Genomic DNA, 13,073 nt, shown 5'->3' on the forward strand with positions numbered 1-13,073 from the left:
GCGTGAACATACTCGGTATACATACCGAGTATGTCGATCCGTCACGGGCTACTCGCCCTGCTGGAACGGGGTCCTCGGTACGGCTCCCAGCTGCGCACCGAGTTCGAATCCCGCACCGGCTCCACCTGGCCGCTCAACGTCGGGCAGGTGTACACGACCCTCGCCCGTCTCGAACGGGACGGCCTTGTCGCCCCCGGCGGCGAGGACGCCGCCGGCCACACCCTGTACGCCATCACCGACGCCGGGCGCACCGAGCTGCTCCAGTGGTACGAGCGCCCCGTCGACCGGGCCAACCCGCCCCGCGACGAACTGTCCATCAAGCTCGCCATGGCCGTGGGGGCCCCCGGCGTCGACATCCGCGCCGTCATCCAGTCCCAGCGGCACGCCACGATCAAAGCGATGCAGGACTACACCCGGCTCAAGGCCACGGCGCTCGCCGCGGTCGAGAGCGGCCGGTCCCACGAACGCGACGACGTCGCCTGGCTGCTCGTCCTGGAACAGCTGATCTTCCAGACCGAGGCCGAGGCCCGCTGGCTCGACCACTGCGAAGCCCGGCTCGTCCGGCTCTCCCTGCCGGCCGACCGGAGAGCCGCCGAGCCCGAACCGCCCCAGGCCGCCACCGCCGAGACCCCGACCCCGACCCCGACCACCCGGCCCCGTCGTACCGCTCGTACGCGCCGTGGCTGAACCACCGTTCCAGGGGGGACACTCCATGCCTGACCAGCCCCAGCCCCAGCCCCAGCCCCAGCAGCCCGTACTCCAGTTGGACCGGCTCGTGCGCACGCACGGCAGCGGGGCCACCGAGGTGCACGCCCTGCGCGGGATCAACCTCTCCGTCTTCCCCGGCGAACTCGTCGCCGTCATGGGCCCCTCCGGCTCCGGCAAGTCCACGCTGCTCACCCTCGCGGGCGGCCTCGACACCCCCAGCAGCGGCCGGGTGATCGTCGAGGGCACCGACATCACCGCGGCGAGCCGCAAGCAACTGGCCGCCCTGCGCCGCCGCAGCATCGGGTACGTCTTCCAGGACTACAACCTGATACCGGCCCTCACCGCCGCCGAGAACGTGGCACTGCCCCGGGAGCTCGACGGGACCTCCGCCCGCAAGGCCCGCGCCTCCGCGCTCGCCGCGCTGGAGGAGATGGGCCTCGGGCAGCTCGCCGACCGCTTCCCCGACGAGATGTCCGGCGGCCAGCAGCAGCGCGTGGCCATCGCCCGCGCCCTCGTGGGGGACCGCCGCCTGGTCCTCGCCGACGAGCCGACCGGCGCCCTCGACTCCGAGACCGGCGAGTCCGTACTCGCCCTGCTGCGCTCCCGCTGCGACGCGGGCGCGGCCGGGATCCTCGTCACGCACGAACCGCGGTTCGCCGCCTGGGCCGACCGGGTGGTCTTCCTGCGCGACGGCAGCGTGGTCGACGAGACCCTGCGCAGCCACGCCGACTCCCTCCTCTCCGGGCAGGCGGCCGGCCAGTGACCGCTCCACTCCAAGGCTGGTACCACTCCTGGGTCGCGGCCCTGCGCATCGCCCGCCGCGACGCCTGGCGCGCCAAGGGCCGCAGCTCCCTGGTCCTCGCGATGCTCGCCCTGCCGATCGTCGGGGTGAGCGCCGCCGACCTCACGCTGCGCAGCGCCGAACTCTCCCCCGAGCAGAGCGTCACCCGGATGATCGGCACCGCCGACGCCCGGGTGAGCCACTCGCACATGTCCGGGCCCATCAACCAGAGCCCCGACAGCCGCACTTCCGCGCCCGTCGGCGGCTACAAGGCGTACGACCCCTCGAAGTCCACTCGGGACAAGCCGGAACCGGTGGAGTCCGCGCTCCCGCCCGGGGCCCAGGTCCTCAAGGACAGCAGCGGCTACGCCAAGGTCCGCACCACGCACGGACTGCTCGACACCCAGCTGCGCGAAATCGACGCGCACAGCCCCCTGGTGAAGGGGATGATCACCCTCGACCGCGGCCGGCTGCCCGAGAACCCGGGCGAGGTCATCGCCACCCGGGCCTTCCTGAAGGATTCCGGCTTCTTCGTCGGCTCCTCGGTCACCCCGCGCGGCGCCACCTCCCCGTACAAGATCGTCGGCGCCTACGAGCTGCCGGACGAACTCGGCCGCCCCGAGATCATCGCCCCGCCCGGGACGCTCATCGCCCCGCTGAACAAGGCGCTGACGGAGTCCGGCGGGCGCACGGTGACCCCCGACGACAGCTACCTGGTCAAGGTCGGCGGCGCGGGTGTCACCTGGGACGCCGTCAAGGCGGCCAACGCCAAGAGCCTGCTCGTCCTCTCCCGCGCCGTCATCCTCGACCCGCCCGCCGACTCCGAGGTCCCGCTCTACCGCGACGAGCCGGCGTCGAAGTTCCAGGGCGAGGGCAACAAGGTCGTCGAGACGGCCATCCTGGCCACCGTCGTGGGCCTGGCCATGCTGGAGATCTGCCTGCTCGCCGGACCGGCCTTCGCCGTCGGCGCCCGCCGCTCGCGCCGCCAGCTGGGCCTGGTCGGCGCCAACGGCGGCGACCGGCGCCACATCCGCTCCATCGTGCTCTCCGGCGGGCTGGTCATCGGCGCCGTCGCCGCCGTGACCGGCACCGTCGTCGGCATCCTGCTCACCGTCGTCCTGCGACCGGTGCTGGAGGAGACCCTCGGCAACCGCTTCGGCGGATTCGACTTCCGCCCGCTGGAACTGGCCGGCATCGCCCTGCTCGCCGTGTTCACCGGCCTGCTGGCCGCGATCGTGCCGGCCGTCACCGCCTCCCGGCAGACCGTGCTGGCCTCGCTGACCGGCCGCCGCGGCATCCGCCGCGCCAACCGGGTGCTGCCCGTCCTCGGCCTGATCGCCGTCGCCGTCGGCGCCTCGATCGCCCTCTACGGCACCACCTCGAAGCTGGGCAGCACCGTCGTGGCGGGCGGCAGCGCCCTCGCCGAACTCGGCATCGTCGCCCTCACTCCAGTCCTGGTCGGCCTGTTCGGCCGGCTCGGGCGGTGGCTGCCGCTGTCGCCGCGGCTCGCGCTGCGCGACGCCGTGCGCAACCGCGGACGTACGGCGCCCGCGGTGGCCGCCGTACTGGCCGCCGTCGCCGGAACCGTCGCCGTCGCCACGTACCAGCAGAGCAACGACGTCCAGATGCGCCAGGAGTACCGGGCCGACCTGCCGCACGGCACCGGGCTGCTGCAGGCCTCCGAGAACGGCGCGTACAAGGAGGTGCCCGCCCTGCGCGAGGTCCTCTCCAGGGAACTGCCGCTGGCCCAGCGGGCGGACGTCGACCGGCTGGTCGTCGGCAAGCCGAGCTGCGAGTCGTACTCCTCGGACCCCGGCTGCGGCCGCGCCGAGGTCATCACGCCCAAGGACCAGCGCTGCCCGCTCTACGAGGACGCCAAGGGCAGCGATGCCTTCACCGAAGCGCAGCGCAGGGAACTGCGCCAGGACTGGCGCTGCCAGGAGCCCTGGCACGGTATGGAGCATTCCGTCCTCGTCGGCGACGACAAGCTGCTGAGCGTGCTCGCGGTCACCGACCCGGGCACCGTGGCCGCCCTCAAGTCCGGTCAGGCCGTCTCCTTCGACAAGCGCCAGGTCAAGGACGGCAAGCTCACCCTGCGGATCATCACCGACCAAGGCGAGAACGACATCATGACCGGGCGCTACGACGAAACACCCGGTGAGGACAAGGTCCTTCCCGTCCACCTGGCGCCCGACTCGGCCGAGGGCTGGGGCGTCGAGCTGATCCTGCCGCCCACGGCCGCCAAGGCCGCCGGACTGACCACCGCGCCCGTGGGCTCGTTCTTCAGCCTCGACGGGACGGCGTCCACCGAGCAGCGCCAGAAGCTGGACGGGGAGATCGACCGGATGGGCGTGGACACCTCCCTGCGCATCGAGGCGGGCTACCAGGGCGACAACAGCATCGTCATGCTCGCCCTCGCCGTCTTCGCGGGGCTCGTCACCATCGGCGCGGCCGGCATCGCCACCGGGCTGGCCCAGGCCGACGCGGAGGCCGACCTGAAGACGCTGGCCGCGGTGGGCGCGGCACCGCGGGTGCGGCGGACGCTGAGCGGCTTCCAGTGCGGGGTGGTCGCCCTGATGGGCGTCGTCCTGGGCTCGGCGGCCGGGATCCTGCCCGCCGTCGGCCTGCGCCTGACGCAGCAGCGGGAAGCCGAGTCGCTCTACCGGCGGTCGATCGAGCAGGGCTACACGTCGCTGACGGAAGCGGCGCCGTTCGTACCGATCTCCGTGCCGTGGGAGACCCTCGGCGGGCTGCTCGTCGTGGTCCCGCTGGGCGCGGCCCTGCTGGCGGCCCTGGTGACCCGATCCAGCGGCGCACTGGCCCGCCGGGCCGCGGGTTAAGACCGCGGCCGGACCCGGGGCGGGTACCAGGCTGGTGCCCCCGTACAGGGTGGATCACGACTGTACGGGGGCACACCGTGTGAGTACGGAGGTGTGCGAGAGAATGACGGCATGGAGATGCCGAGGAGTGAACGGTCGCAGGACAGCCCCCCGCACGTCCTGATCGTGGGACAGGACGGGACGGCGGTCGGCGACGCCGATGACGAGTCGCGCGAGGTCCCGGTGACGGAAATGGTCGAACAGCCCGCCAAGGTCATGCGGATCGGCAGCATGATCAAGCAACTCCTGGAAGAGGTACGTGCCGCGCCTCTCGACGAGGCGAGCCGGGTCCGGCTCAAGGACATCCATGCCGCCTCGGTCAAGGAGCTGGAGGACGGCCTGGCTCCGGAGCTCGTGGAGGAACTGGAGCGCCTGTCGCTCCCGTTCACCGAGGAGGCCATTCCCTCCGAGGCCGAACTCAGGATCGCCCAGGCCCAGTTGGTGGGCTGGCTGGAAGGCCTCTTCCACGGCATCCAGACGGCTCTGTTCGCGCAGCAGATGGCGGCGCGGGCCCAGTTGGAGCAGATGCGCCGCGCCCTCCCGCCGGGCGGCCCGCACGACGACGACGAGGACGGCGGCCACGGCGCGATCCGCTCGGGCCCCTACCTCTAGCCCTCCGGCGGACAGCAGAAAGCGGGTCCGGCCCACGCCCCACGGGCGCGGCCGGCCCCGCTTCCGCCGTTTCGGCCCCGCCGGCGTTCGCGGCGCGGGGGTCCGGGGGCAGCGCCCCCGGCAACGGCGCCGCACCCGCCCGCCCCATACTCATGGGCATGAGCTACGACGCGATCGTGCTGGCCGGCGGCGCCGCGCGCCGCCTCGGCGGGGCCGACAAGCCCGCGCTGAGCGTCGGCGGCCGCACACTCCTCGACCGCGTCCTCGACGCCTGCCCCGACGCCCGGACCACGGTCGTCGTCGGCGGCCGCCGCGCCACCACCCGCCCGGTCCACTGGACCCGCGAGGACCCGCCCGGCGGCGGCCCCGTGGCCGCCCTGGACGCCGGGCTGCGCCGGACCACCGCCGAACTGGTGCTCGTACTCTCCGCCGACCTGCCGTTCCTCGACCGGGAGACCGTAGGGGCCCTGCTCGACGCCCCCGGGGCGGACGGGGCGATGCTGCGGGACGCCGACGGCCGGGACCAGCCGCTGGTCGCCGCCTACCGGGCCGAGCCGCTGCGCCGGGAGATCGCCCTGCTCGCCGCCGAGCACGGCACCCTCACCGGGCTCCCGCTCCGCGCCCTCACCGCCGAACTGGACCTCGCCCGCGTGTCCTCCCGGCCACTCGCGTCCTTCGACTGCGACACCTGGGACGATCTCGCCGCCGCCCGTGCCCGGATCAGGGAGCATGGAGGCGTGCTGGAGCAATGGATCACCGCCGTCAAGAGCGAGCTGGGCATCGACCTCACCGTCGACACCAAGACCCTCCTCGACCTCGCCCGGGACGCCGCCCACGGCGTCGCCCGGCCCGCCGCCCCGCTGACCACCTTCCTGGTCGGCTACGCGGCCGCCCACGCCGCCGCCACCGGCGCCGACCCCGCCCAGGCCGTCGCCGAGGCCTCCCGCAAGGCGGCCGACCTGGCGCTGCGCTGGGCCGACGAGGCAGCGGCCGACTCCGCCGAACAGAACGGCTCCGGATGACCCCCACGAACTCCGCCGAGCAGGCCCTCGACGAGGCCCTGGCGCTGGTCAGCCGCGCCCCCGAGGGCGGCGGCGGTGGCGGCACGGGCGGCGGCGCGGGCGGTCACCGCGCGGCCGGCTGGCAGCGGGCCCGGGACATCGCCGCCCACGCCGGGAGCACCGTGCGGGCCCGGACCCACCGCGTGCCCCTCGCGGACGCCCTCGGCGAGGTCCTGGCCACCCCCCTGGACGCGCTGACCGACCTGCCGTCCTTCGACACCTCCGCCATGGACGGCTGGGCCGTCGCGGGCCCCGGCCCCTGGAGCGTGCGCAGCGGCGGGAGTGTCCTGGCCGGCTCCGAGCGGCCCGAGCCCCTCACGGACGGCGAGGCCGTACGGATCGCCACCGGCGCCCGGATCCCCGCCGACGCCACCGCCGTCATCCGCAGCGAGCACTGCCGCGAGGCCGGCACCCAGCTCTTCGCCGACCGGCCCGTCCTCACCGGCCAGGACATCCGCCCGCGGGGCCAGGAGTGCCGCTCCGGCGACCTGCTGCTGCCCGCAGGCTCCCTGGTCACCCCGGCCGTGCTGGGGCTCGCCGCGGCCGCCGGGTACGACGAGCTGACCACCCGGCCCCGCCCCCGCGTGGAGATCCTGGTGCTCGGCGACGAACTGCTCACCGAGGGCCGTCCGCACGAAGGGCTGGTGCGCGACGCCCTCAGCCCCATGCTCGGGCCCTGGATCGGCCGCCTCGGCGCCGAGGTCATCGGCACGCGGCGGCTCGGCGACGACCCGGCGGGGGCCGCGGCCCTGCTCGAGGCCGTCACCACGAGCACCGCCGATGTCCTCATCACCACCGGCGGCACCGCCTCCGGGCCGGTGGACCACGTCCACCCGGTGCTGCGCGAGGCCGGCGCCGACCTTCTGGTCGACGGGGTGGCGGTACGGCCCGGGCACCCCATGCTGCTGGCCCGCACCGGATCCGGGACGCCCGACGAGCCCGCGGTGCGCCATGTGGTCGGGCTCCCCGGCAACCCGCTGGCCGCCGTCTCCGGGCTCCTGACCCTCGCGGAACCGCTGCTGCGCGCCCTCGCCGGCCGCCGCAGGCGCCCCCGCTACACCGCGCCGGTGCAGGGCGACGTACCCGGCCACCCCTACGACACCCGGCTGGTCCCGGTCCTGCTGAGCGACGAGCACGCGGTGCCGCTGCGCTACCACGGACCTGCGATGCTGCGCGGGGTGGCCGCCGCCGACGCGCTGGCCGTCGTACCGCCCAAGGGCGCGCGGTCCGGGCAGGAACTGGAGATCCTCGATCTGCCCTGGGCTTCTGGAGGATGTTTCACGTGAAACTGCACGGCCAGGACTCCATGGCCCGCGGCGCCGACGAGAAGCTCGTATCCCGGCGCATCAAGCTGCCCAAACGCGTGGTCGAGGCTCCGCTGAGCCAGGTCGGCAAGCGTCTGCTGATGGCTCTGTTCGTGCTCTTCCTGACGGTCTTCGTCGTGTGGCTGGACCGCGACGGCTACCACGACAACGCGAACGAGCAGGTCGATCTCCTCGACTGCTTCTACTACGCGACGGTGACGCTGTCCACGACCGGCTACGGCGACATCGTGCCGTACAGCGACAGCGCACGGCTGATCAACATCCTGGTGATCACGCCGCTGCGCGTGCTGTTCCTGATCATCCTGGTCGGTACCACCCTGGAAGTCCTGACGGAGCGGACGAGGGAAGAGTGGCGGCTGAAGCGCTGGAGGAAGAACTTGCGTGACCACACGGTCGTCGTCGGCTTCGGTACGAAGGGCCGCTCGGCCCTTCTGACGCTGCTGGCCACCGGCCTCTCGAAGGAGCAGGTCGTCATCGTCGACCCCAGCGCCAAGGTGATCGACACGGCCAACGCGGAGGGGTTCACGGGCGTGGTCGGCGACGCCACCCGCTCCGACGTCCTGCTCCGCGCCGAGCTGCAGAAGGCCCGTCAGATCGTCATCGCCACCCAGCGGGACGACACGGCGGTCCTGGTCACCCTGACCGCCCGGCAGCTCAACCGCGGAGCGAAGATCGTCGCTGCGGTGCGCGAGGAGGAGAACGCCCCGCTGCTGCGGCAGTCCGGGGCGGACGCGGTCATCACGAGCGCGAGCGCGGCCGGCCGGCTGCTGGGCCTCTCGGTGCTCAGCCCGAGCGCGGGCACCGTGATGGAGGACCTCATCCAGCAGGGCAGCGGCCTCGACCTCATCGAACGCCCCGCCCGCAAGGCCGAGGTCGGCAAGTCGGTCCGGGACACCGAGGACCTGGTGGTGAGCGTGCTGCGCGGGCACCGGCTGCTGGCGTACGACGATCCGCACGCGAGCCCGATCCAGCTGACGGACCGTCTCATCACCATCGTGCGGGCGGCTCCGCCGACTTCGCCGCCGGTGAGGCTGGGACCTGCCGAGTAGCCGCGCCGTGGCGTAGCCTCCGGGCCATGCATGCGATCACCATCGAGCAGCCCGGCGGCCCCGAGGCCCTCGTCTGGGCCGACGTACCCGATCCGGTGCCGGGCGAGGGCGAGGTCCTCGTCGAGGTCGCGGCGAGCGCCGTGAACCGCGCCGACGTACTCCAGCGACAGGGGTTCTACGATCCGCCGCCCGGCGCCTCGCGCCATCCGGGGCTGGAGTGCTCCGGGCGGATCGCCGCACTGGGGCCGGGGGTGTCCGGCTGGTCCGTGGGCGACGAGGTGTGCGCCCTGCTGGCGGGCGGCGGATACGCGGAGCGGGTGGCCGTGCCGGCGGGCCAGCTGCTGCCGGTCCCGGCGGGCGTGGACCTGGTGACGGCGGCCGCGCTGCCCGAGGTCGTCACGACGGTGTGGTCCAACGTGTTCATGGTGGCCGGACTGCGCCCCGGCGAGACCCTGCTGGTGCACGGCGGGTCCAGCGGGATCGGGACGATGGCGATCCAGCTGGCCAAGGCCGTGGGCGCGACGGTCGCCGTGACGGCGGGCGGCCCGGACAAACTGGCGCACTGCAAGGAGCTGGGCGCGGACATCCTGATCGACTACCGCGAGCAGGACTTCGTGGCCGCGCTGCGCGAGGCGACGGGCGGGGCCGGGGCGGACGTGATCCTGGACATCATGGGCGCGAAGTACCTCGCCCGGAACGTGGACGCCCTGGCCGTGAACGGGCGGCTCGCGGTCATCGGTCTCCAGGGCGGGGTGAAGGCCGAGCTGAACCTCGCAGCGCTGCTGGCCAAGCGGGCGGCGATCACCGCCACCTCGCTGCGCGCGCGCCCGCTGGAGGAGAAGGCGGCCATCGTCGCCGCCGTACGCGAGCACGTGTGGCCGCTGGTGGCTGCGGGCCGGATCCGCCCGGTGGTCCACGCGGCGTTCCCGATGCGGGATGCCGCCGAGGCCCACCGGGTCCTGGAATCCAGCGCCCACGTGGGCAAGCTGCTGCTCACGGTGTGAGCCCCGGGGCTCCGCCCCGGATCCCGCGCCCCACACGCCGGCGGGGCTGATTTTCAGCCCCGCCCGCGCTGAGCTACAGGCTGCGCAGCAGGACCGCCGGGGATTCCACGCAGTCGGCGACGTAGCGCAGGAAGCCGCCCGCCGTGCCGCCGTCGCACACCCGGTGGTCGAAGGTCAGCGACAGCTGGACGACCTTGCGGACCGCCAGCTGGCCCTCATGGACCCACGGCTTGTCGATGATCCGGCCCACGCCCAGCATCGCCGCCTCGGGGTGGTTGATGATCGGCGTGGAGCCGTCGACCCCGAACACCCCGTAGTTGTTCAGCGTGAAGGTGCCGCCGGTCAGATCGGACGGGGCCAGTTTCCCGGCCCGGGCCAGCTCGGTCAGCCGGGCGAACTCGGCCGACAGGGACTCCGGATTGCGGTGCTGCGCGTCCCGGACCACCGGGACCACCAGGCCCCGCTCGGTCTGCGCGGCGAAGCCCAGGTGCACCGACGGGAGCCGGACGATCTCCTTGGCCGCGAGGTCCACGGTGGAGTTGAGCTCCGGGTACCGGGCCAGGGCGGCCGTGCAGATCCGCGCCAGCAGCGCGAGCACCGAGATCTTGGGCCCGCCCACGGCGTTCATCGCGGCCCGGGCGGCCATCAGCTCGGTGGCGTCCGCGTCGACCCAGCAGGTGGCGTCCGGGATCTCCCGGCGGCTGCGCGACAGCTTCTCGGCGACCGCCCCGCGCACCCCCTTGAGCGGGATCCGCTCGCCCTGTGCCGTCACCGGCGCCGGCGGCGCGGTGACGGGAGCCGGCTCGGGCGCCCGCAGCGCGGCCAGCGCCGCCTCGACGTCGGCCCGCAGGATCAGTCCTTCGGGCCCGGACCCGGTGAGGCCGCGCAGGTCGACCCCGCCGTCCTTGGCCAGCTTGCGCACCAGCGGCGAGATCACCGGCACCGGTCCGGCCGGAACCGCAGGAGCGGCCGGAGCGGCCGGAGCGGCCGGAGCGGCCGGAGCGGCGACGGCGGGTGCCGAGACCGCGGCGGTGACGGGTCGCACCCGTCGCCGACGCGCCGGACGCGAGTGGTCCTCGCCGTAACCGATCAGCGGCCGGGGCACATTGCCGGAGCCCTCGGCCTCGGGCGCCTGCGCGGCCGGTGCCTCCGGGAGCGACACGGCCCCCACCGCCACGGTGATCAGCGGTGCTCCGACGGGCAGTTCCGTGCCCTCCTCCCCGAAACGGGCGGTGACCACACCGCCGTAGGGGCACGGAACCTCCACCATCGCCTTGGCCGTCTCGACCTCGACCACCGGCTGGTCGATGGCGACGACATCGCCCACGGCCACCAGCCAGCGGACGATCTCGGCCTCGGTCAGGCCCTCCCCGAGATCGGGAAGCTTGAATTCCATTACCTGCGGCATCAGTTCTCCCACTGCAGGCGGGCCACGGTGTCCAGGATCCGGTCGACACCCGGCAGGTGGTGCTTCTCCAGCATCGGCGGCGGGTAGGGGATGTCGAAGCCCGTCACCCGCAGCACCGGCGCCTCCAGGTGGTGGAAGCACCGCTCGGTGACGCGGGCGGCGATCTCCGCGCCCGGCCCGCCGAAGCCGCCGGCCTCGTGGACCACCACCGCGCGCCCGGTGCGGCGTACGGACTCCACGACCGTCTGCTCGTCGAAGGGGACCAGCGAGCGCAGGTCGACGACCTCCAGGTCCCAGCCCTCCTCGCGCGCCGCCTCGGCCGCCTCCAGGCACACGGGCAGCGAGGGACCGTAGGTGATCAGGGTCGCGCTCGTGCCGGCCCGCCGGACCAGCGCCTTCCCGATGCCCGGCACGGCCGCCGGCGCCTCGGGCCGCCAGTCGGCCTTCGACCAGTAGAGCCGCTTCGGCTCCAGGAAGACCACCGGGTCGTCGCTCGCGATGGACGCGCGCAGCAGCCCGTACGCGTCCTCGACCGTCGCCGGGGTCACGACGTGCAGGCCGGGAGTGGCCACGTAGTACGCCTCGGAGGAGTCGCAGTGGTGCTCCACGCCGCCGATCCCGCCGCCGTAGGGCACGCGGATGGTGATCGGCAGCGGCATCGCGCCGCGGGTGCGGTTGCGCATCTTCGCCACGTGCGAGATCAGCTGCTCGAACGCCGGGTAGGCGAAGGCGTCGAACTGCATCTCCACCACCGGCCGCAGCCCGTACATGGCCATGCCGACCGCCGCGCCCAGGATTCCCGCCTCCGCGAGCGGGGTGTCCGTGCAGCGCTCCTCGCCGAACTCCTTCGCGAGGCCGTCCGTGATCCGGAAGACCCCGCCCAGCGTCCCGACGTCCTCGCCCATGACGTGGACCGTCGGGTCCTCGGCCATCGCGTCGCGCATCGCGCGGGTCAGGGCCTGCGCCATCGTCGCGGGCTTGGCCCCCGACTTCGCGGACTTCGCCGCCACCGTCGTCACGCCTGGTCCTCGGCTTCCAGCTCTGCGCGCAGCATGGCCGCCTGCTCCCGCAGCCGGTCCGTCTGCTCCGCGTACACGTGCGCGAACAGGTCCATCGGGTCCACCACCGGGTCCGCGTTCATCCCCTCGCGGAGCGCCGCCGCCATCGTCTCGGCATCGTCGCGCACCGCCTGGATCGCCGTTTCGTCGATGATCCCGCGGGCGGTCAGCTCACGCTCCAGCAGATCGACCGGGTCGTGCGCCTTCCAGGCCTCGACCTCCGCGTCACCGCGGTAGCGGGTCGCGTCGTCGGCGTTCGTGTGGGCTTCCATCCGGTACGTGACGGCCTCGATCAGGGTGGGACCGCCACCGGCCCGGGCCCGCCGGACCGCCTCGGTCAGCACCTCGTGCATGGCCGCGATGTCGTTGCCGTCGACCAGCCGGCCGGGCATCCCGTACCCGACGGCCTTGTGGGCGAGCGTCGGGGCGGCGGTCTGCTTGGCGAGCGGGACGGATATCGCGAAGCCGTTGTTCTGCACGAGGAAGACCACCGGGGCCTGCCAGACGGCGGCGAAGTTCAGCGCCTCGTGGAAGTCGCCCTCGCTGGTGCCGCCGTCGCCGACCATGGCGAGGGCGACGACGTCGTCGCCGCGCAGCCGGGCCGCGTGCGCCAGGCCCACCGCGTGCGGCAGCTGGGTGGCGAGCGGCGTCGAGAGCGGGGCGATGCGGTGCTCGCGCGGGTCGTATCCGGTGTGCCAGTCGCCGCGCAGCAGGGTCAGTGCCTGTACGGGGTCCAGTCCGCGCGCCACGGCCGCCAGGGTGTCCCGGTAGCTCGGGAACAGCCAGTCCTGCTCCTCCAGGACCAGTGCGGCCGCGATCTCGCAGGCCTCCTGGCCGACGGTGGAGGGGTACACGGCGAGCCGGCCCTGCTTGGTGAGCGCCGTGGCCTGGGCGTTGTACCGCCGGCCGCGCACCAGCTCGGCGTAGCAGCGGCGCATCAGCTCCGGGTCGAGCCGGTCCGCCGCCTCGGTGCCCAGCACCCGGTAGGGCTCGGGGTCCGGAAGCAGCGGCGCGGCATCCGTACGGGGGCTCCAGGCGGGCGGCGGGGTGGAACGGTGGGACGCACCGGCACCGGGCAGCTCTTGGACCGTCATGGCGGCGTACACCTCCTCGTGGGAAGCGGGCAGGGGGTGCCCCGGGTGTGAGGCCCCTCACCTACCGATTGTTCGGTTGTCTGCGCAATTTGGC

The 13,073-nt window shown here is 73.7% G+C and carries 11 protein-coding genes; 8 read left to right on the forward strand and 3 right to left on the reverse strand.

The window, feature by feature from the left end:
* The first annotated feature begins 30 nt into the window (after nucleotides 1-30).
* The 8 genes from Sspor_RS21775 to Sspor_RS21810 all read left to right on the forward strand — a co-directional run bounded on the left by Sspor_RS21775 (nucleotide 31) and on the right by Sspor_RS21810 (nucleotide 9,419).
* On the forward strand, nucleotides 31-687 hold the full coding sequence (locus tag Sspor_RS21775; protein ID WP_202200639.1) for a PadR family transcriptional regulator: 657 nt from the start codon (nucleotides 31-33) through the stop codon (nucleotides 685-687).
* Nucleotides 688-712: 25 nt separating this feature from the next.
* Complete coding sequence (locus Sspor_RS21780) at nucleotides 713-1,471, forward strand: ABC transporter ATP-binding protein (protein WP_202200640.1); 759 nt, start codon at nucleotides 713-715, stop codon at nucleotides 1,469-1,471.
* A gap of 101 nt (nucleotides 1,472-1,572) precedes the next feature.
* Nucleotides 1,573-4,329: an ABC transporter permease gene (locus Sspor_RS21785; protein WP_237404351.1), complete on the forward strand. Its 2,757-nt coding sequence runs from the start codon at nucleotides 1,573-1,575 to the stop codon at nucleotides 4,327-4,329.
* A gap of 111 nt (nucleotides 4,330-4,440) precedes the next feature.
* Complete coding sequence (locus Sspor_RS21790) at nucleotides 4,441-4,980, forward strand: bacterial proteasome activator family protein (protein WP_030014634.1); 540 nt, start codon at nucleotides 4,441-4,443, stop codon at nucleotides 4,978-4,980.
* A 158-nt stretch (nucleotides 4,981-5,138) separates the two neighbouring features.
* Nucleotides 5,139-6,002, forward strand: coding sequence for an NTP transferase domain-containing protein (locus Sspor_RS21795; RefSeq protein WP_202200642.1), 864 nt, complete (start codon nucleotides 5,139-5,141; stop codon nucleotides 6,000-6,002).
* On the forward strand, nucleotides 5,999-7,327 hold the full coding sequence (locus Sspor_RS21800) for a molybdopterin molybdotransferase MoeA (protein ID WP_202200643.1): 1,329 nt from the start codon (nucleotides 5,999-6,001) through the stop codon (nucleotides 7,325-7,327). The genes Sspor_RS21795 and Sspor_RS21800 overlap by 4 nt, the downstream gene beginning before the upstream one ends.
* On the forward strand, nucleotides 7,315-8,415 hold the full coding sequence (locus tag Sspor_RS21805) for a potassium channel family protein (RefSeq protein ID WP_202200644.1): 1,101 nt from the start codon (nucleotides 7,315-7,317) through the stop codon (nucleotides 8,413-8,415). The genes Sspor_RS21800 and Sspor_RS21805 overlap by 13 nt, the downstream gene beginning before the upstream one ends.
* 26 nt (nucleotides 8,416-8,441) lie before the next feature.
* Nucleotides 8,442-9,419 carry an NAD(P)H-quinone oxidoreductase gene (locus Sspor_RS21810; protein WP_202200645.1) on the forward strand — a complete coding sequence of 326 codons (978 nt, stop codon included), beginning with the start codon at nucleotides 8,442-8,444 and terminating at the stop codon, nucleotides 9,417-9,419.
* 73 nt (nucleotides 9,420-9,492) lie between these two features.
* Here the strand turns inward: Sspor_RS21810 and Sspor_RS21815 are convergent, their stop codons facing one another.
* From Sspor_RS21815 to pdhA, 3 genes are read right to left on the reverse strand one after another with little or no spacing between them, the layout of a single operon-like run.
* Entirely contained in the window at nucleotides 9,493-10,827 is a 1,335-nt protein-coding gene (locus tag Sspor_RS21815; RefSeq protein ID WP_202200646.1) for a dihydrolipoamide acetyltransferase family protein, read from the reverse strand.
* Nucleotides 10,827-11,795 carry an alpha-ketoacid dehydrogenase subunit beta gene (locus tag Sspor_RS21820; RefSeq protein WP_202203782.1) on the reverse strand — a complete coding sequence of 323 codons (969 nt, stop codon included), beginning with the start codon at nucleotides 11,793-11,795 and terminating at the stop codon, nucleotides 10,827-10,829. The genes Sspor_RS21815 and Sspor_RS21820 overlap by 1 nt, the downstream gene beginning before the upstream one ends.
* 47 nt (nucleotides 11,796-11,842) lie before the next feature.
* Complete coding sequence (pdhA, locus tag Sspor_RS21825) at nucleotides 11,843-12,979, reverse strand: pyruvate dehydrogenase (acetyl-transferring) E1 component subunit alpha (RefSeq protein WP_202200647.1); 1,137 nt, start codon at nucleotides 12,977-12,979, stop codon at nucleotides 11,843-11,845.
* Nucleotides 12,980-13,073: the final 94 nt, after the last annotated feature.

It is taken from the genome of Streptomyces spororaveus (assembly GCF_016755875.1).
GTDB lineage: Bacteria > Actinomycetota > Actinomycetes > Streptomycetales > Streptomycetaceae > Streptomyces > Streptomyces spororaveus.

Excerpts from the sequence above, each read along its gene's own strand:
- Sspor_RS21775 (WP_202200639.1), top strand. The coding sequence starts at position 31 with ATGTCGATCCGTCACGGGCTACTCGCCCTGCTGGAACGGGGTCCTCGG.
- Sspor_RS21780 (WP_202200640.1), top strand. The coding sequence starts at position 713 with ATGCCTGACCAGCCCCAGCCCCAGCCCCAGCCCCAGCAGCCCGTACTC.
- Sspor_RS21785 (WP_237404351.1), top strand. The coding sequence starts at position 1,573 with ATGCTCGCCCTGCCGATCGTCGGGGTGAGCGCCGCCGACCTCACGCTG.
- Sspor_RS21790 (WP_030014634.1), top strand. The coding sequence starts at position 4,441 with ATGGAGATGCCGAGGAGTGAACGGTCGCAGGACAGCCCCCCGCACGTC.
- Sspor_RS21795 (WP_202200642.1), top strand. The coding sequence starts at position 5,139 with ATGAGCTACGACGCGATCGTGCTGGCCGGCGGCGCCGCGCGCCGCCTC.
- Sspor_RS21800 (WP_202200643.1), top strand. The coding sequence starts at position 5,999 with ATGACCCCCACGAACTCCGCCGAGCAGGCCCTCGACGAGGCCCTGGCG.
- Sspor_RS21805 (WP_202200644.1), top strand. The coding sequence starts at position 7,315 with ATGTTTCACGTGAAACTGCACGGCCAGGACTCCATGGCCCGCGGCGCC.
- Sspor_RS21810 (WP_202200645.1), top strand. The coding sequence starts at position 8,442 with ATGCATGCGATCACCATCGAGCAGCCCGGCGGCCCCGAGGCCCTCGTC.
- Sspor_RS21815 (WP_202200646.1), bottom strand. The coding sequence starts at position 10,827 with ATGCCGCAGGTAATGGAATTCAAGCTTCCCGATCTCGGGGAGGGCCTG.
- Sspor_RS21820 (WP_202203782.1), bottom strand. The coding sequence starts at position 11,795 with ATGGCGCAGGCCCTGACCCGCGCGATGCGCGACGCGATGGCCGAGGAC.
- pdhA (WP_202200647.1), bottom strand. The coding sequence starts at position 12,979 with ATGACGGTCCAAGAGCTGCCCGGTGCCGGTGCGTCCCACCGTTCCACC.